This window comes from Devosia salina (assembly GCF_019504385.1).
GTDB classification, from domain to species: Bacteria; Pseudomonadota; Alphaproteobacteria; order Rhizobiales; family Devosiaceae; genus Devosia; species Devosia salina.
Map to the genome: position 1 here is coordinate 509,285 of NZ_CP080590.1, position 19,674 is coordinate 528,958.

Consider the following 19,674-nt stretch of genomic DNA (forward strand, 5'->3'; position numbering starts at 1 on the left):
CTATAAAGGCCGCGCCTTTCCAACGGACCCGTCCAAAATGTTCGAAACCCTCACCAAGGCCCCCGGCGACAAGATCCTGGCGCTGATGGGCGAGTATGCCGCCGACTCCCGCTCCACCAAGATCGATCTCGGCGTCGGGGTCTACAAGGACGAGAAGGGCGTGACCCCGGTCATGAGCTCGGTCCGCAAGGCCGAGGAGCGCATCCTTTCGAACGAAAAGACCAAGACCTATCTCGGCATTGCCGGCAACAAGGGCTTTGGCGCGGCCGTGCTGGATCTCGTGCTGGGCGACAGCGTCGATCGCGCCCGTGTCCGCATCGCACAGGCACCGGGCGGCACCGGTTCGCTCTGGGTGCTGATGCAGCTGATCAATCGCGCCCGTCCCGGTGCCACGATCCATGTGTCGAACCCGACCTGGGCCAACCACAATCCGATCGCCCTCAATTCCGGCCTCAAGGTCGCAACCTACCCCTATTTCGATCCGGCCACCCGCGGCGTGAGGTTCGCCGAGATGCTGGCAAAGCTCGATACGCTGGGGGCAGGGGATGTCGTGCTGCTGCATGGCTGCTGCCACAACCCCACCGGCGCCAACCTCACCAACGACCAGTGGGACCAGGTGGCCGCCAGCCTCAAGCGCACCGGCGCGCTGCCCTTCATCGACCTGGCCTATCTCGGCTTTGGCGACGGCATCGCGGCTGATGCCTACGGCACCCGCAAGGTCCTCGCCACCGCCCCCGAAGCGCTGATCGCTTTCTCGGGCTCGAAGAATTTCGGCCTCTATCGCGAGCGCGTAGGCGCTGCGATCCTCGTCGCCCGCAACGCTGAGGAAGCCGAAATCACCAATTCCCAGCTCCTCAACATCATCCGCGGGGCCTATTCGCAGCCGCCCGATCATGGCGCCGAGATCATCCGCACCATTCTCGAGGATGCTGAATTGCGCGCCGAGTGGGAAAGCGAACTCTCCGGAATGCGCGAGCGCATGATCACCCTGCGCCAGAAGCTGGCCGCCGCGATCCGCGAGCGCTCCAATTCAAGCGATTTTGACTTCGTCGCCGATCACCGCGGCATGTTCTCGCTGCTGGGCCTTCCCGTCGAAGCGGTGGATCATCTCAAGGCCAAAAACGGGGTCTATATGACCTCGGACAGTCGCATCAATGTCGCCGGCATTCCCGAAGATCGCGTCGGCGATCTGGCTGATGCCGTTTTGGCCGCCATTCGCTGAGCCCGTGGCTTGCGGCGACCCGCCGGCATGTCTACATCTGGTGTAAGCGCCAGACAGAATTAGAGTTTTAGGAGGGAACGATGAAGTTCTTCGTCGACACTGCAGATACCGCCGCCATCAAGGAGCTTCACGACACCGGTTTGCTCGATGGCGTGACCACCAACCCGTCGCTGATTGCCAAGTCCGGTCGCGATTTCAAGGAAGTCATCAAGGAAATCTGCGGCATCGTGCCCGGCCCGGTTTCCGCCGAAGTGGCGAGCCTGGAATATGATGGCATGGTGGCCGAGGGCGAGACCCTTGCCAAGATTGCGTCCAACGTGGTGATCAAGCTGCCGCTGACCCTGGCGGGCCTGAAGGCCACCAAGTACTTCAAGGACAAGGGCGTCAAGACCAACGTCACGCTCTGCTTCTCGGCCAATCAGGCGCTGCTCGCGGCCAAGGCCGGCGCGACCTATATCTCGCCCTTCATCGGCCGCCTCGATGACATCAATCTCGATGGCATGGAGCTGATCGAGAACATTCGCCAGATCTACGACAACTACCAGTTCGAAACCCAGATTCTGGCCGCTTCGATCCGCTCTGCCAACCACGTCACCCAGGCCGCGCTGGCCGGTGCCGATGTGGCCACCATCCCGCCCGACGTCATCAAGAAGCTGGCCCTGCACCCGCTGACCGACAAGGGCATCGAAGGCTTCCTCAAGGACTGGAAGGCCACCGGCCAGTCGATCCTCTAGGGTCCGCCCCTATCAGCAATCCTCAAGGTGCGCTTGTCGAACCTTGAGGCGGAACAAAGACCTCGCCCATCGACAAGCGCATGGGTGAGGTCTTGCTTTTTCGAGACTTTGCCATGGCCGATACCGACCTTTCCGCCCAGATCAAGAACGCCCTTGCCGACGTCGAAATCCCGGGCGGCGGTGACCTGGCCAGCTATGGCGGCCTCTCCGACATCATCGTCACGCCCGGCGCCATCGCGTTCGCCATTGCCGTGGCCCCCGGCATGGAGGCCGCCTTCGGCCCGGCCCGCGAACAGGCGCAGCAGCGCGCCCAGGCCCTGGGGGGCGCGCGCAAGGTCATGGTGTCGCTGACCGCGGAAAAGTCCAATGCCCCCAAATTCGGCCATGGTGCACCCCAGCCGCAGGGCAAGACGCGGGTCGATGGCGTCAAGCGCATTATCGCTGTCGGCTCGGGCAAGGGTGGTGTCGGCAAGTCCACCACCGCCGTCAACATCGCCCTTGCTTTGGCCGCGGAAGGTCTCAAGGTCGGTGTGCTCGACGCCGATCTCTACGGCCCCTCGGTGCCCAAGCTCCTCGGCATCGAAGGCAAGCCGGCCATTCGCGACGACGGCATTTTCACGCCACACGAGGCCTTCGGCCTCAAGGTCATGTCCATAGGCTCTATGCTGGTGCCCGGCCAAGCCGTGGTCTGGCGCGGCCCCATGGCCACCTCTGGACTGCGTCAGCTGCTGCGCGAAACCGACTGGGGTGGGCTCGACGTCCTCGTCATCGACCTGCCGCCCGGCACCGGTGACATCCATATCGCCCTGTTCCAGCAGACCGTGGTCGACGGCGTCGTCATCGTCTCGACCCCACAGGACCTGGCCCTGATCGACGCGCAAAAGGCCATCGACATGCTCCGCCGCATGTCCGTACCGGTTATCGGCCTTGTCGAGAACATGAGCTATTTCATCGCCCCCGATACTGGTCACCGCTACGACATTTTCGGCACCGGGGGCGCCGAACAGGCGGCGGAACGCCTCGACATTCCCTTCCTTGGCCCGATCCCGCTGGTCATGTCGATCCGGGAAGGGTCGGATGCAGGGGCGCCGCCGGTCGCCGTGGAGCCGAATGGACCCGAAACGGCAGCCTACCGTTCCATTGCGCGCCGCTTGCTCGCCCGCGTTCCCTGACGCCACCCATATCGATCTGAGGCACGTACACCATTTATATCGATTGCTGAAATCGATTGCATAAACTGCCGGGCCAATGTTATCCGCCTTCCCCACAAGGGCGGAACGCCTGTCTGGAGGGGATATGTTCTCGTTTGATCGCCGCGACTTCGGGTCCGACTTCACCTTTGGCGTCGCCACCGCCGCCTATCAGATCGAGGGCGGGCAGGGCGATGGTCGCGGCTCATGCATCTGGGATACGTTTTCCGCCACGCCCGGCAATGTGCACAATGGTGACACGGGCCGCGATGCCTGCAATCACTATGAGCTCTGGCCCCAGGATCTCGACCTGATCCGCGATGGCGGCTTTGACGCCTATCGCTTTTCCTTCGCCTGGCCCCGCCTCATCCCCGAGGGCACCGGTGCCATCAACCAGGCCGGCATCGACTTCTATGATCGCCTGATCGACGGCATGCTCGAGCGTGGCATCAAGCCCTATGCCACCCTCTATCACTGGGACCTGCCCTCGACCCTTCAGGATCGCGGCGGCTGGATGAACCGCGACATCGCCAGCTGGTTCGCCGATTATGCGACGCTCGTCGCCAGCCGGTTTGGCGATCGGCTTGAGGCCACTGCCACCATCAACGAGCCCTGGTGCGTTGCCTTTCTCAGCCACTATCTGGGCATTCATGCGCCCGGCTATCGCGACCTGCGCGCTGCCGCCCGGGCCATGCACCACGTGCTGTTTGCCCATGGCACCGCTATCGATGCTCTGCGTGCCAATGGCGCGAAGAATCTCGGCATCGTGCTCAACCTCGAAAAGGCCGAGCCGGCCAGCGACAGCCAGGCGGATCGGGACGCCTGTAATTTTGGCGATGCGGTGTTCAACCGCTGGTATCTCGATGGCGTCTTCAAGGGCCAGTATCCCCGCGAGATGACCGAGTGGCTCGCGCCCTATCTGCCGGCGAACTACCAGGACGACATGGCGGTCGTGTCCCGCCCGCTCGACTGGCTGGGGATCAACTACTACACCCGCGGCCTCTACAAGGCCTCCTCCCGGCCCGGCCAGAAGGCCGAGCAGGTCAAGGGGCCGCTCGAAAAGACCGATATCGGCTGGGAAATCTATCCCCAGGGCCTCACCGATCTCCTGGTCCGCGTCTCCAACGACTATACGAAGCTGCCCATCTACGTCACCGAGAACGGCATGGCCGAGGTCGAGGGCGACAATGATCCGCGGCGCGTGAAGTATTACGAGGATCACCTCAAGGCCGTGCTCGCGGCCCGCGAGGCCGGTGCAGATATGCGGGGCTATTTCGCCTGGTCGCTGCTCGACAATTACGAATGGGCCGAAGGCTACAACAAGCGCTTTGGTCTCGTGCATGTCGACTACCAGACCCAGCAGCGCACGCCCAAGTCCAGCTTCCGCGCCTTCCAGGGCCTGCTGCACAACTCCCGCTGACTAGGCCACGTCGGGCAGCCGCGCGGCCATCAAAGCCTTTGTCAGTTGATGCTGCGGGTGCGCGAACAGCTGCTCGGGCGCGCCCTCCTCGACGATCCGGCCGCGCTCCATCACCAGCACCCGGTCGGCCATGGCCCCCACCATGTCGAGGTCGTGGCTGATGATGAGGTAGCTCAGCCCATGCTCTGCGCGCAGGCCCGATAGCAGCGCCAGCACTTCCCCGCGCAGCGACACATCCAGCGCCGAGACCGGCTCGTCGAGAACCAATAGCTGCGGCCGGGTCACCAGCGCCCGGGCGATGGCCAGGCGCTGGCGCTGTCCGCCGGAAAATTCGTGCGGATGGCGCCGCAGCATTGCCGGCTCAAGCCCGACCGAATTGATGGCCTCATGCAGCCTGGCCTCACGTCCCTCTCGTGCATCCGCCCCTAGCAGATGCAGCGGCTCGCCCAGTGAATCCCCGATGGTCATGCGCGGGTCGAAGCTGCTGAACGGGTCCTGGAACACCAGCGACAGGCCGGCGCGCAGCAAGGGCGGCAGGTCGCGCCCGCGATAGGGCTGGCCATCGAGCACCATGCGCCCGTCGCTGGCGCTGTCGAGCCCCACGATCATGCGCGCCAGCGTGGTCTTGCCGCAGCCGGACGGGCCAACCAGGGCCACGCATTCGCCTGCATCGATCTCGAAGCTTACCCTGTCCACGGCGCGCAGGGGGGCTCCCCGCCACAGCCAGAACCCGCCATGGGAATAGTCACGGCTGACGCCCTCGACTCTGAGCAGGGGGGCGCCGACCTTGTGTGGCGGGCTTGGTCGGCGCTCCATTTGGCTGGCGGCCAACAGCTTGCGGGTATAGGCGGCGCGGGGCGAACTCAGCAGGTTCTGGGTCGCGCCTTCCTCCACCAATTGCCCGTCATGCATCACCCCGATGCGCGAGCACAGGGCCGCCACCGCGCGGATGTCATGGCTGATAAACAGCAGGGTCATCTGTCGTCGCGTACAGATCTCGGCGATCAGGTCCAGCACCACGCGCTGGGTAATGGCGTCGAGAGCCGATGTCGGCTCGTCGGCAATCATCAGTTCGGGCTGGCTTGCCAGCGCCATCGCAATCATGGCCCGCTGTCTTTGTCCGCCCGAAAGCTGGTGTGGGAACCGCTGCGCATGGTGCGGCTCCAGCCCCACTTCCTGCAGCAGCGCGACGACAGTGCTATCCACGGGTTCGCCGGTGTCGGAAAGCGTGATGGCCTCGCCCACCTGCTCGCCAATGCGCATCAGCGGGTTGAGCGCACTCATCGGCTCCTGGAACACCATGCCGATATGCCGGCCACGCAATCGAGCCATGGCGTGCTCATCGGCGGGCAGGGGGGCGCCATCGAACGCAATCGCCCCCGAAACTGCCGCCGCTTCCGGCAGCAAGCCCGCAATGGCCAGCGCCGTCAGCGACTTTCCCGAGCCGCTTTCTCCGATAATGCCGAACCGTTCGCCCTTCTCGATCTGGAGCGACAGGCCCGATACGGCCGGGCGCCCGGCAAAGCTGATGCTGAGAGTGTCGATATCAACCAGCGCCATGGCTCAGCCCCTCATGGCGCAGGCGCGGGTCCATGGCGTCGCGCAGGCCGTCTCCGGCCACATTGAGCGCGATGACGATCAGCACGATCGTCAGTCCCGGCATCACGCTTAGCCAGGGATGGATGAGAAACAGGCTCTGTGCATCCCGCAGCATCAGCCCCAGGCTGGTCGCCGGCGGTTGCGTGCCGAGCCCGATATAGCTCAGGCCTGCCTCGGCCAGAATGCCCAATGAAAGCTGGATAGTGCCCTGAACGATGAGCAGGCTCATGATATTGGGCAGCAGGTGCCTGAAGGCGATCGCGCCATTGCCCAGGCCTGCCAGCCGGGCCGCCGCGACGAAGTCCTGCGTGGCGATGGAGAGCGCGCCACCCCGCGCCACCCGCGCAAATACCGGCACGTTGAAGACGCCGATGGCGATGATCGCATTGGTTTCGCCCGGCCCCGCCAGGGCGGCAATCAGAATGGCCACGATCACGGCCGGAAAGGCAAAGGTGAGGTCCGAGATGCGCAGCACCAGCCACTCCACTGCGCCACCCCAGGCGACAGCGGCCAGCCCCATCGGCACGCCGATCCCCACCCCGATCAGCACACCGAGCGCCGCCACCACGAAGCTGGTCAGCGTGCCGCTCATCACCAGCGACAGCATGTCCCGACCCAGATGGTCGGTTCCCAGCCAGTGCTCCGGGCCGGGCCCAAGAAAGCGCCGGGCGATAGCGATGTCGGCGATGGGGTAGGGCGTCCACCACAGTGAGACCAGGCCCATCAAGGCAAATACCGTGGCCGCGGCGAGGCCGATGGCGAGGTTTGGATGCTGCCGAAGGCTCTGCCAGCTCATGCGCCTCGCCCCCTGAGGCGCGGATCGACCAGCGCATAGCAAAGGTCCACCACCAGCATTGTGGCGGTGGTGATCAGCACCAGCACCATCGTCGCGCCACGCACCAACACCAGGTCGCGCTCGGAAATGGCGGTGAAGATCAGCCGGCCGAGCCCCGGCAGGTAGAACACGTTCTCGACGATGATGGTGCCCGCCACCAGAAAGGCGAACTGCAGCCCCAGGATCGTCAGGACCGGCAACAGGGCATTGCGCACCCCATGGCGCCAGATCGCCTCACCCCTGGTTAGCCCCTTGGCGCGCGCGGTGCGGATGAAGTCCTGCCCCGTCACGTCGACCAGCGCGGTGCGCATCACCCGCGCCAGGATCGAGGCCTGTGGCAGGGCCAGCGCCAGTCCGGGCAGCACCAACCCCCGCAGCGCCGCCCCCGGGTCCTCTGCCCAGGGCACGAAGCCACCTGTCGGCAGCCAGCGCAGGCCCACGGCGAACACCAGCGTCAGCAGCATGCCGAACCAGAAATTGGGAATGGCGACGCCGGTCTGCGCCAGCACCATCAGCACCGTGTCGGCGGCTCTGCCGCGCCGCATCGCCGCCAGGATACCCACCGGCAGCCCGACCACCACCGACACCACCATGGCGACCAGCGTCAGGGGCAATGTCACCGCCATGCGATCGGCAATCAGTTCCGCCACGGGCAGGCGCTGGGTGGCGGAAAGGCCGAAATCCCCGCCCAGCATGCCGAACACCCAGCGCAGGAACCGCTCATGGGCGGGCGCATCGAGCCCCATCTGCACCCGCAGCGCCGCAACCGCCTCCGGCGTGGCATTGATGCCCAGGATGAACCGCGCCGGGTCCCCGGGCAGCAGGTCGAGCAACAGGAAGATGATCAGCGCCGCCACAAACAGCGTCGCCGCAAACCCGGCGAAACGGCGAAGGAAGAGGAGGGTCACGGGAAATACCCCCACCCTTGGTCCCTCCCCACAAGGGGGAGGGAGACGATGAACTCCGGCCTCTCGGCCTTTCGCCTCCCTCCCCTTGATGGGGAGGGATTGAGGGTGGGGTGGGGCAACGAAGAATGTGCCCACGGTCCGACGAGTACGGACGAGTCCTCACTCCACCCAGTGGATATCCCGCAGCACCACGCCTTCCACTGGCGCGTTCTGCCACATCCCTTCGAGCTTGGCGTTCCACACGCCGGTCTGGGCCAGTTCGAACAGGTAGCCGTTGACCGCGTCCCGGGCGATGATGGTCTGGATTTCCTGGGCCAGCCGCTTGCGTTCCGCTTCGTCCGTGGTGGCATTGAGCGTCTCGTTGAGCGACTGGACCTGGGGATTGTCATAGCCGAAGTAGTAGTCGGGGTTGGCATAGATGCCAATATCGAACGGCTCGACATGGCTGATGATGGTCAGGTCGAAGTCCTTGTTGGCAAACACATCTTCCAGCCATTGCGCCCATTCCATGTTGATGAGCTCGAGCTTGATGCCGACCTTGGCGAACTCGCTGGCAATGATTTGGCCCGAAAGGCGTGCATAGGCCACCGGCGGCAGCTTCAGCGTCGCCGAAAACCCGTCGGGATATCCCGCTTCCTTCAGCAATACCCTGGCCTTGTGGGGGTCATGCGGATAGGTGCCCGTCAGGTCCAGGTAATAGGGATGGTGCGGTGCAAAATGAGTGCCGATCGGCACGCCATAGCCATAGGTCGCGCCATCGATGATCTCCTGCCGGTCCAGCGCATGGGCCATGGCCTGGCGCACCTTGAGATCGTCGAAGGGAGCCTTCCTGTTATTGGTGGCCAGGATCGTCTCGCCCTCGGTCGAGCCCACCAGCACCTTGAACTGCGGATTGCCCTCGAACACCGCCAGGGCCTCGGGGGCGAAATTGTTGGTGCCGTCCACATCGCCGGCCAGCAGCGCATTGGTCATGGTCGATGTGTCGGAAATGAAGAGATAGGTGGCTTTGGTCAGCGCCGGCTTGTCGCCCCAATAGGGGCCGTACTGCTCTAGCACCACGCGGCTGCCGCGATCCCACTGCACAAAGGCAAATGGGCCCGTGCCGATCGGCTCGGCGCCATTATTGGCCGCACTCTCCGGCGCCACGATCACCGCATCGCCGCGTCCGAGGTTGAACAGGAACAGCCCGTCCGGCCGCGAGAGGGTAAACGCCACTGTCAGCGGGTCGATGGCCGATACCTCGGAAATTGGCGCATAGAGCGCCTTCTGCGCGTTGACGCTGTCCGCGGCCAGCAGGCGCTCGAAGGTGAACTTGACGTCCTCGGCATCAAAGCTCGTGCCATCGTGGAAGGTCACGCCGTCATGCAGCGAGAAAGTATAGGTCAGCCCATCATCCGAAATGGTCCAGCTCTCCGCCAGCCCGGGCTGCACGGCGCCAGTCTGGTCAATGCGCACCAACCCCTCGAACACATTCTGGTAGACCACCACGTCAATGGCCTCGGCGGCCCCGGCAGTCGGGTCCAGGGCCGGTGGCTCCAGCGCCACGCCGATGCGGATTTCCGTGGGCTGGGCCAGGGCGGCGCCGGCGGACAGCATCAGGGCGGCCAGGGCCAGGGCCATGGATTTGCGTGGACTCATCTTCGGGGTTCCTCCATCGGCGCCAATGCGCCTCGCACAGTCTAACAGGAGTCGCTGCACCCTTGCAGCACCGGCCTATTCGGCTTCCTGGGCGGCGGGCTGGTCATCGACCAGGTCGGCCGGAATGCGCAGCGTGAACAGCATGCCCTCGGCCCCTGCCGGATCGACGGACAGCGACACCGCGTTGACGGCCAGCAGCGAGCGCGTCAGCGCCAGCCCCACGCTCGAGCGCACCGGCGCCAGCATCTGGCCATTGCGGCCGACGCCATCACGGAACACCACGAAGCGTTCGGCCATGTCCACCGCATGGGCGGAGCTGTCGCGTACATGGATGGCGATTGATCCGTCGTCATGCCGTTGCGCCGAAATCACCACCGCGCCGCCCATGGGCGTCTGGTCGATGGCGCTGGCCAGAAGGTTCAGTACCGCCTGGGCCAGCGAGGCGCGGTCGGCCGTCACCCGCGGCAGCAATTCGGAAATGGCGTTGCGCACGATCACGCGGGCGCCATTGGCCTGGGCGCGAATGCGCACCACGCATTGCTCGAGCAGGTCGGTCAGATCCAGGCTCGCCCGTTGCGGCAGGTAGCGGCCATCGCGCAGACGCGCGTAATCGTCGAGCTCATCCACCAGCGCCGCGATTTCCTGGCCCGCCTGGGCAATGTCGTCCGCATAGCTGGCATAGCGTTCGTTATCCAGCGCGCCGAAGGCCTTGGAGCGAATGAGGTCGGAAAAGCCGATCACCGTGTTGAGCGGCCGCCGCACGCCACGGCTGATCCGCGCCAGCAGCGCCGGATCGATGTCGACGGGGGCGCTGAGCCGCGCCGGCGTCGTTTCCCGCGCCGTGACCAGCCCGAAATAGCCCGACACGATGCCGGCCTGCCCAAGCGCAAACAGCAGCAGGTCGGCCTTGCCGTCGCCCGAGCGCAGCGTCAGGCAGGGCCGGGCGGTTTCGGCAAAGCGGGCGGGTCGTTCCAGAAAGGCCTTGAGGGCCAGGGCGTCGTCCTCGCCGACCAGCGACACCAGCGTGCGCCCGGTCATCGGCTTGCCGCCCGAGAGCAACGAGATTGCCGGCGCGTTGGCAGCGCTCACCACGCCATTGCGACTGGCTTCCACGAAGCCGTCGCCGCGCACATCGGCAAAGGTCTGGGCAAACGCCTTGACGGCGTCCTCATGGCCGGTGCGCACCTCCGTGGTGCTCGCCGACAGCATCAGTGCCGGCCGGCCGTGCCAGGAAATCGACTGCAACCGCGCCGTGACCGGTACCAGCGTGCCGTCGCGCTGCACCAGGTGGTTGACCGGTCCCGCTTCCTGCCCATCCGGCCCCATCACCGGAAAGATCGCCGCCAGCCCTGCCTGCCGCAGGCTCTCTACCGAATCATAGCCCACCATCTCGGTAATGGCGCGATTGGCAAACAGCACCTGCTGGTCGCGGAACACCAATATGCCGAGCGGCAGCCGGTTCAAAACCAGCGTTTCCCCGCCCAGATTGATCAGTGCTCCCGAACCGGACGCGGTTGAGGGCGCGGGCGGAGCAGGCTCCTGCGGCTGCGGCACCACTTGCTGTCCGCGCTCACCCACCCGGTCGTTCAGGATGCGCGACAGCTCGTCGAAATTGTAGCGCGACACCCGCTCCACCATGTCCGGGTCGGGTTGCGGTTCGGCGGCCGCCTCGGTCTCCGCACTCTGGTCCTCGGCAGGCTCCGCGGTCCGGGCCACGAAGCCGCGGCCGGTGACCTTGAAGAACTGCGCCGTGAACCCCTGGACAGTCTCGTCGTCCTCCACCGGTGGCTCGACGCTCTCCGGCATGGCGGGCGGCACATCATCGGCCTCGGTCAAAGGCGCATAGAGCGCATCATCGGCTGCCAGCCGCTCCACCAGATCGCTCAGCCGGCGCGACACGTCCGGCTGGTCCGCGCCAACCTGCGAAGGCGCGTCGGGCGTTTCGCCGACATCAGGGCCGGTTGCGTCCAGGGCAGGGGAGGTCTCGGTTGCGGCCTCTGTTTCCGCTTCTTCCGGGGACACCGGCTCATCCCCGAGGGCCTCGGACCAGCTATCGAGGGAATCGGTCGACGGATCGATCACATGCTCTGCTGCAGGCGTATAGGCCGTCTCTGCGTCCGTATCGCGCCAGCTCTGCAATTCGTGGGCATAGGCGTCATCGGCCCCGATCGGCTCGATCGCTGCGGGTTCCGGTTCAGCCTCGCTCTGGGGCGCAGGCTGCTCCTCCATCGCGCTGTCCACCAGCGCTTCACCTGCCGGCGGCGGTGGTTCCGCGGCGTCCAGATCCAGGTCGGGCGCTTCGATAGCCTCCGGCGCCGTCTCCATGGCCGGTGCCGCTGCCGCCAGTATGTCGCTGTCGATGGCATCCACGCCCACGATCAGCAGCACCGGCGCATCGTCTTCCCAGACAAGCGGCGTCGTCGCGCAAGTGGCGGAAATCGGCTTTTCGCCGGCCAGGAACTGGATGCGCGCCAGGCTGCTGCGCCCATGCGAACCGAGCCGGATAATGCGGGCCACCCGGCCTTTGATCGGCACGGCCGGGGCCGCGCGCTTCAGGCCGTTCTTCTTCAGCTTGGCGCCGAACAGGGCGGCGGCCGGATTGGACCAGATCAGAACCTGCCCGTCCTGTGACCAGAGCCATGCCGGGCGCGAGTCATCGTCATGCTGCAGCACGCGGCGCGCATCGGGCAAAATGTTCCAGCGGTCATCCATGGACTGCCTTTGTCTGGTCTCGACCCCGTTGGGTTGTGCCATATCGGCACAATGTGCGGGGTTCCTTAAGTATTCTTCAATATAGTGCCGGGGCGGGCGAATCCAGCCCGGCGCAGCGCTGCAGAGGGCTGCTTTGTGCCCAATGGTTAAGTGCCCTTTCCTAAGGATTGGTCACGCCCGGGCCTGAAAACCGCCCGCTGCAGCGACAAAACCGCCCTCTGTCCACAGCACAAAATCGGTGCTTGTCATGGCGCCCATCTCGACCTATGTTCCGCCCGCTTTCGGATGCCGCCCCTGGGCGATGCTCCGTTGCGGGTCCTGCCGCCTTAGCTCAGTTGGTTAGAGCGCTAGATTGTGGATCTAGAGGTCCTCCGTTCAATCCGGAGAGGCGGTACCACCCACCCCGGCTTCCCTATTGTGTCAGGCGCAGCGACGAGATGTTGCGCGCGATCTGGTCGAAGGCCGCGATCAGCGCCGTGCCATTGTCCGCCAGGAAGGCATTGTTGGCACTGCTCGCGCAATAGGTCAGCAGGTTGGCCTGTGCGCTGCCCTGGGTGATGCCGAACCCCACCGTATAGACCGTAATGCCCGTCGCCTTCATCGCGTCGCAATAGGCGCGCGCCTGCGTGTCCGCATTGCCGTTATGCGCATCGCAATTGATATAGTCGTTCGAGCTGCCCGACCCCCAGCCGGAGTTCTGAGCCAGCGCGCCATTGCAGTGGACCGTATTATAGTCACCGTCGGTCATGATGATGGCGGCCTTGAGCAGATTGGCCTGCCCATAGGGTGCCGGCTGGCTGCCTGCGGGCCAGACATAGCCAAAGTTGGGCGACAGCATATACCACGACATCAGCGTCCCCAGGCTGCCCGATGTGGAGCCGCCGGCGCTCAGCGCATTGGCCGTGGCGTGCAGCGCGGTCTTGTTCGCCGTCAGGGGCACGATCGTCTGGTTGGGGCAACCATTGCCAGAAGGCGGATAGTTGCGGCCCAGATAGGTCGTGCTGGGCGCCCGGTCATCGACCGGAGGGCTCCGCTCGGTGACGCAATTGGTAATCGGGAACGTCCGCCAGCTGCCCCATGGGTTCTGGTACCGGTAATAGGTGCAGCCTTCGGTCGCATTCTGCCAGGTGCAGTGCAGCTTTCCGGTATTGCTCGAATAGGTGCCGTTGCCGATCACATTCATGTCGGCCAGTACCAGGGTATTGGTCGTGACGCTGGATACCTCATAGGCATTGTTGTTCACGCCCCACAGCCCGGAAACATCGGTCAGGTAGATCGTGTCGCCGTTCGAATATCCGTGATTATTGGACGTGACGACCGCGCCGCAATTGGCTGCCAGGCATTTCACCACATAGCCACCGTTCCAGTAATTGTCGTACCAGTAGCCGTTTACGCCCGAAAGCTTGAACGTGTTGCTGGTCTTGCCGGTGACCTGGAAGGCGCGGTTGTTGATCTGCCCCATGCCGTTGACGTTCCAGATATAGACCCAGTCGCCATTGGAAAATCCATGATTGTTCGAGGTGGTAATCTTGACCGGGTTTTCCCTGGTCGCCCCGGTAATCGATTTGGTGCTGCCCGTGGCCCAGGCAATATTGCTGATGTCCTTGGGCTGGCGGATCGGCCCGCGCAGCGCGTCTGCATAGGTCCCCGCGTTCACGGCCTGCGAATAGGGCACCAGCGCCATCTTGGAATAGCGGGGTGTCTGCGTGTCCTGCACGATGGTGTCGATCAGGTTGTTGAGCGCGGCTCTGAGGTCGACGATCCGCTGCCCACCCATCGACCCGGTGATGTCGAGCGCCACGGAGACCTCGATGTCCACAGCGCCGCGCACGGCCTCGGCACTGAAACTGCCCTGCAGCTGGGTGACCCCGACCAGGCTGACGAACATTGTCGGTAAGGTGATCTGGCCGCCCAGGAACAGCCTGCCGGCCTCGGTGTCCATGCTGACCTGATCGACCCGCGCGTCCAGGACATTGGTACTGCCGATCCGCTCGAGCACGATCTCCTCGGCACGGGAGCGGATCGATTCGGCGGTCATGCCCGGCGTGTAGATGTCCGGCTGCAGGGCCAGCACGGCGGCATCGAGCGCCACCTGTGCCCTTTGCCGCGTCTGTTCGAGCGACACATAGTCGACCGTGGCCCCGCCCAAGGCGATCAGCACGATCGCCATGAGTCCGAACAGCACTGCGAAAACGCCGCTTTCATCTTTGCTGAACCGCCGCAGGAGCGAGGCGAACTGGGTCATCTGTGGAACCTGGCCTGTGCTGAGCCCGTCCGGGCGCGGGGACTGTCGCCCAAACTGGTTAGGAAAGCACAACCACTTTCGAATTGAGTTGAACCCTTTCATACAGGTCGATCACGTCCGCATTGGTCATGCGGATGCAGCCCGACGAGACGTTCTGCCCGATGGTCCAGGGTTCGGTCGTGCCGTGAATGCGATAGAGCGTCGAGCCGATATAGAGAGCCCGTGCGCCAAGCGGATTGTCCGGCCCACCCTCCATGCGCAGCGGCAGCCCGGGCTGGCGCTTGCGCATCTCGGCGGGCGGGGTCCAGCTCGGCCATTCCGCCTTGCGCTTTATGCGATGCGTGCCGCTCCATTCAAAGCCGTCGCGCGCCACCCCGATGCCGTAGCGCAGGGCGCGTCCGCCACCGAGCACGAAATAGAGGAAGTGCTGTCTCGTATCGACCACGATCGTGCCGCTGTGCTCGCTCGTGGCATAGGGCACCACCTGCCTGAGATAGGTCGGTGACACATAGGGATTGGCTTGCAGCGCCAGCGCATGGCGCGGCCGGCTCTCGGTGATCGTGACCCCCGGTGGCGGCGCGAAACGCCAGCCCGGGCGGAAGCTTTCAGCTTGCACCGGCAGGGTCGCCGGAACCAGCGACGCCACCGTCAGCACCGCCGCCAGCATGCGCGAAAATCGAAGTTTCATGGCCTGCATCCCCAAAATGCCTTTGCCCCATTGTCCGGCAGAAGCACAAAAGAGAGGTCAAGCCGCGTGGTTAATGGCGGCCCCACGGGCAAGGTTAACGGGCCATTGCCGGCCGCCTTCGGGGGCGCGAGAGACAGGCCCTAGAGAAACACTGCGTCGTCGACCGGCGCAGTGGTCGCCAGCACGCGCCCCAGCGCCATGCCGAGCTGTTCGGTGGTAAAGGGCTTGGGCAGGATTTCATTGACGCCCAATTGCCGCGCCCGCTCCAGATTGTCCTGGGAGGGATAGGCCGTCATCATGATCACCGGTGTTTTGGCCGGTCCGCCGAAGCGGGGGTCGCGCAGCACCTGCATGATGCCGGCGCCGTTGATATCGGGCATGTACCAGTCCATCAGCACCAGGTGGAAGGGCGAACTCATCAGCTTGAGGATGGCCTCGCCGCCGCCATCGGCCTCCTCGACCGCGCCGATTCCCAGCTTCTTGAGCCCCATCATGCAGATGGCCCGGGCATAGGTATTGTCATCCACGACGAGTGCCCTGAGCTGCCCCGGAATGATCATGCCGCACGGTCTCCAAGCTCTGCACCGGCGCGCCGGTCAAGGGCGTCAGGCAGCGATAGACTGGTCAGGAAAGTGAATACGCGCCGTGGATAGCAGCCAATGCCCGCCTGTCAATCCGGACATTTACTGCATGCATGCGGCGAGCCTTGCGCAAACCGTGGCGCAATTGCCACACACGACCTGCACTGCGACATGCTGCCACATCTTGGGCTTGCGGCTCACGAATCCGTGAGTTATCGAGCCTGGGTCCGCAAAGCCAACCGAGGGAGGCGTTCTATGAAATTCATGACCACCCGCCACTCGGGGCCCACTCTCCATCATTGCGCACGAGCCTGACCTCGTCGTCCTGATGGCTCCTCGACCGCCTCGCGGTCCGCGGACACCCCACCCCAACTGAACTGAAACGCTGAAACCGGGTCGTCTTGCGTCCGGAATCCGCCTTTCTCCCCCTCTCAACCTCAAGAGGCCGGCAGACCCGTCTGCCGGATATGCTCATGTCTTCCAACGTGCTTGATGGGCGCAGCATCGTGCTGCGTCTTGAATTCTCCATCGCCGATGCCGTGCGCCATCGCGGCTTGGTGCCGGTCATCGCCAGCGCCATCCGCGCCTGGTGGGCCCTGCGGCCCGTGCGCTATTCGGCCGTCCCCGATTATCTGCGGGAAGATGTCGGCCTGCCCCCTGCAGACGACGCCTTCCAATGGACCGGCATCGATCTGCATGCCTATCGGCTGCACCCGCCGGACCGGGGCGGCCCGTGACTGAGAAAGGCAGCCGGGGTCCGCCCCTTCGAAGGCGATCCGCATAGCGGATGAAGGGCTCCAGTGGAGCCGTTCAAGCCAGAAGGCCATGAGAGCTATGCTCGAATGGCGTGACGCCCCGGCTGTCGCATTCAAGATCGTCCTCGGGTTTGCCCGGGGACGATCCCCACAGAGGGCGGGGCGGCACTGCCCAACCCGCCATTGTCTCCCCGGCCTTGATCGTCTAACAACGGGCCGACTTTCCAGGGCTCGAAAATGACCGAAAAGACCAAGCTCATCACGCCCCGCCTGCCGCGCGGGTTCGAAGATCGCACGCCGGGCGAGATTGCCGCTGTCGGTGCCATGATCGAGAAGATCAAGGCCGTGTATGAGCGCTATGGCTTCGACCCGGTCGAAACCCCGCTGTTCGAATATACCGAGACCCTGGGCAAATTCCTGCCCGATACCGACCGGCCCAATGCCGGCGTCTTCTCCCTGCAGGACGATGACGAGCAGTGGATGAGCCTGCGCTACGATCTCACCGCGCCGCTGGCCCGCTTCTTCGCCGAGAATTTCGAGACCTTGCCCAAGCCCTACCGCTCCTATCGGCAGGGCTATGTGTTCCGCAATGAAAAGCCCGGCCCCGGCCGCTTCCGCCAGTTCATGCAGTTCGACGCCGACACCGTCGGCGCCCCCGGCCCCGAGGCCGACGCGGAAATGTGCATGATGATGGCCGACGTCATGGATGCGCTGGGCCTGGCCGGCCAATATGTCGTGCGCGTCAACAACCGCAAGGTGCTCGACGGCGTGCTCGCCACGGCGGGCGTCGTCACCGACGAGCAGAAGCTCACCGTCCTCCGCGCCATCGACAAGCTCGACAAATTCGGCCCCGAAGGCGTGCGCCTGCTGCTCGGCGCCGGCCGCAAGGATGAAAGCGGTGACTTCACCAAGGGCGCCGGCCTCACCGATGCCCAGATCGAACCCATCCTGGCCTATGTCGATAGCGGCATCCCGGCCGAGGGTGTCGAAAAGGGCAGCAATGAACATGTCATTGCCACCATCAACACGCTCGCAGGCCTCATTGGCGGCTCCGAAACCGGGCTTGCCGGGGTGCAGGAGCTGGCCTCCATCTTCGGCCTTGTCAGCGCTGCCGGCTTTGGCGGCCGCGTCATCCTCGACCCCTCCGTCGTCCGCGGCCTCGAATATTACACCGGCCCGGTCTTCGAGATCGAACTGACCTTCAAGGTGCAGAACGAAAAGGGCCAGGACGTGGTCTTCGGCTCTGTCGGCGGCGGCGGCCGCTATGATGGCCTCGTCTCCCGTTTCCGCCGCGAGCCCGTGCCCGCCACCGGCTTTTCCATCGGCGTCTCGCGCCTCGCCAATGCCTTGAAGCTCACCGGCAATCTCGGCGCCACCGAGCCGGCGGGCCCCGTGGTCGTCCTCGTCATGGACAAGGACCAGACCGCCCGTTACCAGGCCATGGTCGCCGAACTCCGGCAGGCCGGCATTCGCGCCGAGATGTTCCTCGGCTCCACCAAGAATTTCGGCAAGCAGGTCGCCTATGCCGACAAGCGCAATTCGCCCATCGTCATCATCGAGGGCAGCCAGGAGCGCGAGCAGGGCATCTTGCAGGTCAAGGACCTGATCGCCGGCAAACAGGCGGCCCAGGCCATCACCGACAATGCCGAATGGAAAGCCGCCCGCCCCGGCCAGTTCGAAATCAGGCGCGAAGATCTGGTCTCGGCCGTCCAGAAACTGCTGAGCGAGCAGGGTTGATGATGCTGGGGGCGAAGGTTTCAATGAGAAGGACCCCCACCCTCAATCCCTCCCCACACGGGGGAGGGAGGCGCAGGTTGCGGCCTTTCGGTTCCTTCGGCTCCCTCCCCCTTGTGGGGAGGGACGCTGAGCAGGGCTTGGCGTTTGCCAAGTCCGTCGCGAAGCAGGGTGGGGGTGTCGGCGTCTGTGCATACGCGAGCGCGAGTGAGACCCTCCCATGACCAACGCCGCCTATCGCCGCGCCCAGCTTGAATCCCTCGTCGAGGCCCAGGGCGGCTGCCGTGCCACGCCGCCGCTGCTCCTCAAGGCCGATCCCTATTTCGACCTCGCCGGCGAAGAATTCGGCCGACGCCTCCTGCTCACCACCGATCTCACCGGCGCGGAATACTGCCTCAGGCCCGATTTCACCCTGCCCATCGTCGCCGATTACATCGCCCAAGGCGCAGGGGAGCCGGCGGCCTTTTCCTATCTCGGCCCCATCTTCCGCCAGCGCAGCTCTGGCCCGGCCGAATTCGATCAGGCCGGTATCGAACTCCTGGCCCAGCCCGATGGCGATATCGCGCTCGATCAGGTGCTGACCTTCGCCCGCGCTGCACTTTCGCTCTATGGCATCACCCCGCAGGTCAAGCTCGGCGGCGTCGGCCTGTTCGAGGCCTTGTTGGCCCAGGCCGACATGCCCGATGCCTGGCGCCCGCGCATCCGCCACCGCTTCGGCCATCCCGAGGCCATGGATCGCCTGCTGACCCGCCTCGAACGGGCGCCGGAGGGCCTGCGCAGCGAACAGCCTGCCCGCGCCGATCTGATCGAGGACGTGACCGCCCGCATGGTCTCGGCAGGCCTGAGTCTGTCGGAAGGCCGCTCGCCGGACGAGATTGCTGACCGCTACCTCGAACAGCAGGCCCTCGACGCCGCTCAGGTGCCCGCGGCGACCCTCAAGCTCCTGCGCGATTATCTCGCCATCAAGGGCGACGCGCTTGCCGCCTTGCGGCAGCTCGAGGCCCTGGCCGAACGACACAGGCTCTTCCTCGGCCCGCCGCTGCGAGCCATCCGCCGCCATCTCGATGGCCTTGGTGAGGCCCGCGTGACCTTCGACGCCGGTTTCTCCCCGCGGCTCGACTATTATACCGGCATCGTCTTCGAGATGCGCGGGCAGGGCGGCACGGTCCTTGTATCCGGCGGGCAATATGATCGCCTGCTCGAACGCCTCGGCGCCACCGCCCCCATCGCCGCCTCCGGCTGCGCCCTCTGGGTCGAGCGCCTCGAAGCCGAGTGGCCGAAATGATGATTCACTCTGCCCAGTCCGCATGGGGCACCCCACCCTCATTCCCTCCCCATCAAGGGGAGGGAGGCGCAAGACCGAGATGGCTGTGTTCATCGTCTCCCTCCCCCCTGTGGGGAGGGATCAAGGGT

15 protein-coding genes and 1 tRNA gene are annotated in these 19,674 nt (G+C 64.9%); 8 read left to right on the forward strand and 8 right to left on the reverse strand.

Features of this window, described 5'->3' with window-relative positions; all coding sequences use genetic code 11:
* Positions 1–37: 37 nt before the first annotated feature.
* The 4 genes from K1X15_RS02495 (at position 38) to K1X15_RS02510 (ending at position 4,566) form a co-directional block, all read left to right on the forward strand.
* A complete protein-coding gene (locus K1X15_RS02495; protein WP_220305925.1) occupies positions 38–1,222 on the forward strand; it encodes an amino acid aminotransferase in 1,185 nt (394 codons plus the stop codon).
* Positions 1,223–1,302: 80 nt separating this feature from the next.
* Positions 1,303–1,956: a fructose-6-phosphate aldolase gene (gene fsa, locus K1X15_RS02500; RefSeq protein ID WP_220305926.1), complete on the forward strand. Its 654-nt coding sequence runs from the start codon at positions 1,303–1,305 to the stop codon at positions 1,954–1,956.
* A 113-nt stretch (positions 1,957–2,069) separates the two neighbouring features.
* The gene (locus tag K1X15_RS02505) at positions 2,070–3,128 is read left to right on the forward strand and encodes an Mrp/NBP35 family ATP-binding protein (protein WP_220305927.1); all 1,059 of its coding nucleotides are present in this window, start codon (positions 2,070–2,072) and stop codon (positions 3,126–3,128) included.
* 124 nt (positions 3,129–3,252) lie between these two features.
* On the forward strand, positions 3,253–4,566 hold the full coding sequence (locus K1X15_RS02510) for a GH1 family beta-glucosidase (protein WP_220305928.1): 1,314 nt from the start codon (positions 3,253–3,255) through the stop codon (positions 4,564–4,566).
* On the opposite strand, the gene K1X15_RS02515 is transcribed toward K1X15_RS02510, so the two are convergent.
* From K1X15_RS02515 to K1X15_RS02535, 5 genes are all read right to left on the reverse strand, one after another.
* A complete protein-coding gene (locus K1X15_RS02515) occupies positions 4,567–6,126 on the reverse strand; it encodes a dipeptide ABC transporter ATP-binding protein (RefSeq protein ID WP_220305929.1) in 1,560 nt (519 codons plus the stop codon). It abuts the gene before it with no gap.
* Positions 6,113–6,961 (reverse strand): ABC transporter permease, encoded by an 849-nt coding sequence (locus tag K1X15_RS02520; protein WP_220305930.1) that lies wholly within the window; start codon positions 6,959–6,961, stop codon positions 6,113–6,115. The genes K1X15_RS02515 and K1X15_RS02520 overlap by 14 nt, the downstream gene beginning before the upstream one ends.
* Positions 6,958–7,908 (reverse strand): ABC transporter permease, encoded by a 951-nt coding sequence (locus K1X15_RS02525; protein ID WP_220305931.1) that lies wholly within the window; start codon positions 7,906–7,908, stop codon positions 6,958–6,960. Before K1X15_RS02525 ends, K1X15_RS02520 begins: the two co-directional genes overlap by 4 nt.
* A gap of 159 nt (positions 7,909–8,067) precedes the next feature.
* On the reverse strand, positions 8,068–9,546 hold the full coding sequence (locus K1X15_RS02530; protein ID WP_220305932.1) for an ABC transporter substrate-binding protein: 1,479 nt from the start codon (positions 9,544–9,546) through the stop codon (positions 8,068–8,070).
* Positions 9,547–9,621: 75 nt separating this feature from the next.
* The gene (locus K1X15_RS02535) at positions 9,622–12,300 is read right to left on the reverse strand and encodes a histidine kinase dimerization/phospho-acceptor domain-containing protein (protein ID WP_220305933.1); all 2,679 of its coding nucleotides are present in this window, start codon (positions 12,298–12,300) and stop codon (positions 9,622–9,624) included.
* 278 nt (positions 12,301–12,578) lie between these two features.
* On the opposite strand from K1X15_RS02535, the gene K1X15_RS02540 reads away from it, so the two are divergent.
* Positions 12,579–12,655: transfer RNA gene (locus tag K1X15_RS02540), tRNA-His, on the forward strand.
* Between the two features lie 15 nt (positions 12,656–12,670).
* Here the strand turns inward: K1X15_RS02540 and K1X15_RS02545 are convergent.
* From K1X15_RS02545 to K1X15_RS02555, 3 genes are all read right to left on the reverse strand, one after another.
* Positions 12,671–14,503, reverse strand: coding sequence for a TadE/TadG family type IV pilus assembly protein (locus K1X15_RS02545; protein ID WP_220305934.1), 1,833 nt, complete (start codon positions 14,501–14,503; stop codon positions 12,671–12,673).
* Positions 14,504–14,561: 58 nt separating this feature from the next.
* The gene (locus K1X15_RS02550) at positions 14,562–15,191 is read right to left on the reverse strand and encodes a L,D-transpeptidase (RefSeq protein WP_240549633.1); all 630 of its coding nucleotides are present in this window, start codon (positions 15,189–15,191) and stop codon (positions 14,562–14,564) included.
* Positions 15,192–15,331: 140 nt separating this feature from the next.
* Positions 15,332–15,751 carry a response regulator gene (locus K1X15_RS02555; RefSeq protein ID WP_220305936.1) on the reverse strand — a complete coding sequence of 140 codons (420 nt, stop codon included), beginning with the start codon at positions 15,749–15,751 and terminating at the stop codon, positions 15,332–15,334.
* Positions 15,752–16,245: 494 nt separating this feature from the next.
* On the opposite strand from K1X15_RS02555, the gene K1X15_RS02560 reads away from it, so the two are divergent.
* The 3 genes from K1X15_RS02560 (at position 16,246) to K1X15_RS02570 (ending at position 19,546) form a co-directional block, all read left to right on the forward strand.
* Complete coding sequence (locus tag K1X15_RS02560; protein ID WP_220305937.1) at positions 16,246–16,509, forward strand: hypothetical protein; 264 nt, start codon at positions 16,246–16,248, stop codon at positions 16,507–16,509.
* 255 nt (positions 16,510–16,764) lie between these two features.
* Positions 16,765–18,264: a histidine--tRNA ligase gene (gene hisS, locus K1X15_RS02565; RefSeq protein WP_220305938.1), complete on the forward strand. Its 1,500-nt coding sequence runs from the start codon at positions 16,765–16,767 to the stop codon at positions 18,262–18,264.
* 217 nt (positions 18,265–18,481) lie between these two features.
* Positions 18,482–19,546 (forward strand): ATP phosphoribosyltransferase regulatory subunit, encoded by a 1,065-nt coding sequence (locus K1X15_RS02570; RefSeq protein WP_220305939.1) that lies wholly within the window; start codon positions 18,482–18,484, stop codon positions 19,544–19,546.
* The last annotated feature ends 128 nt before the right edge of the window (positions 19,547–19,674 follow it).

Bases quoted from the DNA above. Each gene is read 5' to 3' on its own strand.
- K1X15_RS02495 (WP_220305925.1), top strand. From the start codon at position 38: ATGTTCGAAACCCTCACCAAGGCCCCCGGCGACAAGATCCTGGCGCTG.
- fsa (WP_220305926.1), top strand. From the start codon at position 1,303: ATGAAGTTCTTCGTCGACACTGCAGATACCGCCGCCATCAAGGAGCTT.
- K1X15_RS02505 (WP_220305927.1), top strand. From the start codon at position 2,070: ATGGCCGATACCGACCTTTCCGCCCAGATCAAGAACGCCCTTGCCGAC.
- K1X15_RS02510 (WP_220305928.1), top strand. From the start codon at position 3,253: ATGTTCTCGTTTGATCGCCGCGACTTCGGGTCCGACTTCACCTTTGGC.
- K1X15_RS02515 (WP_220305929.1), bottom strand. From the start codon at position 6,126: ATGGCGCTGGTTGATATCGACACTCTCAGCATCAGCTTTGCCGGGCGC.
- K1X15_RS02520 (WP_220305930.1), bottom strand. From the start codon at position 6,961: ATGAGCTGGCAGAGCCTTCGGCAGCATCCAAACCTCGCCATCGGCCTC.
- K1X15_RS02530 (WP_220305932.1), bottom strand. From the start codon at position 9,546: ATGAGTCCACGCAAATCCATGGCCCTGGCCCTGGCCGCCCTGATGCTG.
- K1X15_RS02535 (WP_220305933.1), bottom strand. From the start codon at position 12,300: ATGGCACAACCCAACGGGGTCGAGACCAGACAAAGGCAGTCCATGGAT.
- K1X15_RS02545 (WP_220305934.1), bottom strand. From the start codon at position 14,503: ATGACCCAGTTCGCCTCGCTCCTGCGGCGGTTCAGCAAAGATGAAAGC.
- K1X15_RS02550 (WP_240549633.1), bottom strand. From the start codon at position 15,191: ATGAAACTTCGATTTTCGCGCATGCTGGCGGCGGTGCTGACGGTGGCG.
- K1X15_RS02555 (WP_220305936.1), bottom strand. From the start codon at position 15,751: ATGATCATTCCGGGGCAGCTCAGGGCACTCGTCGTGGATGACAATACC.
- K1X15_RS02560 (WP_220305937.1), top strand. From the start codon at position 16,246: ATGTCTTCCAACGTGCTTGATGGGCGCAGCATCGTGCTGCGTCTTGAA.
- hisS (WP_220305938.1), top strand. From the start codon at position 16,765: ATGACCGAAAAGACCAAGCTCATCACGCCCCGCCTGCCGCGCGGGTTC.
- K1X15_RS02570 (WP_220305939.1), top strand. From the start codon at position 18,482: ATGACCAACGCCGCCTATCGCCGCGCCCAGCTTGAATCCCTCGTCGAG.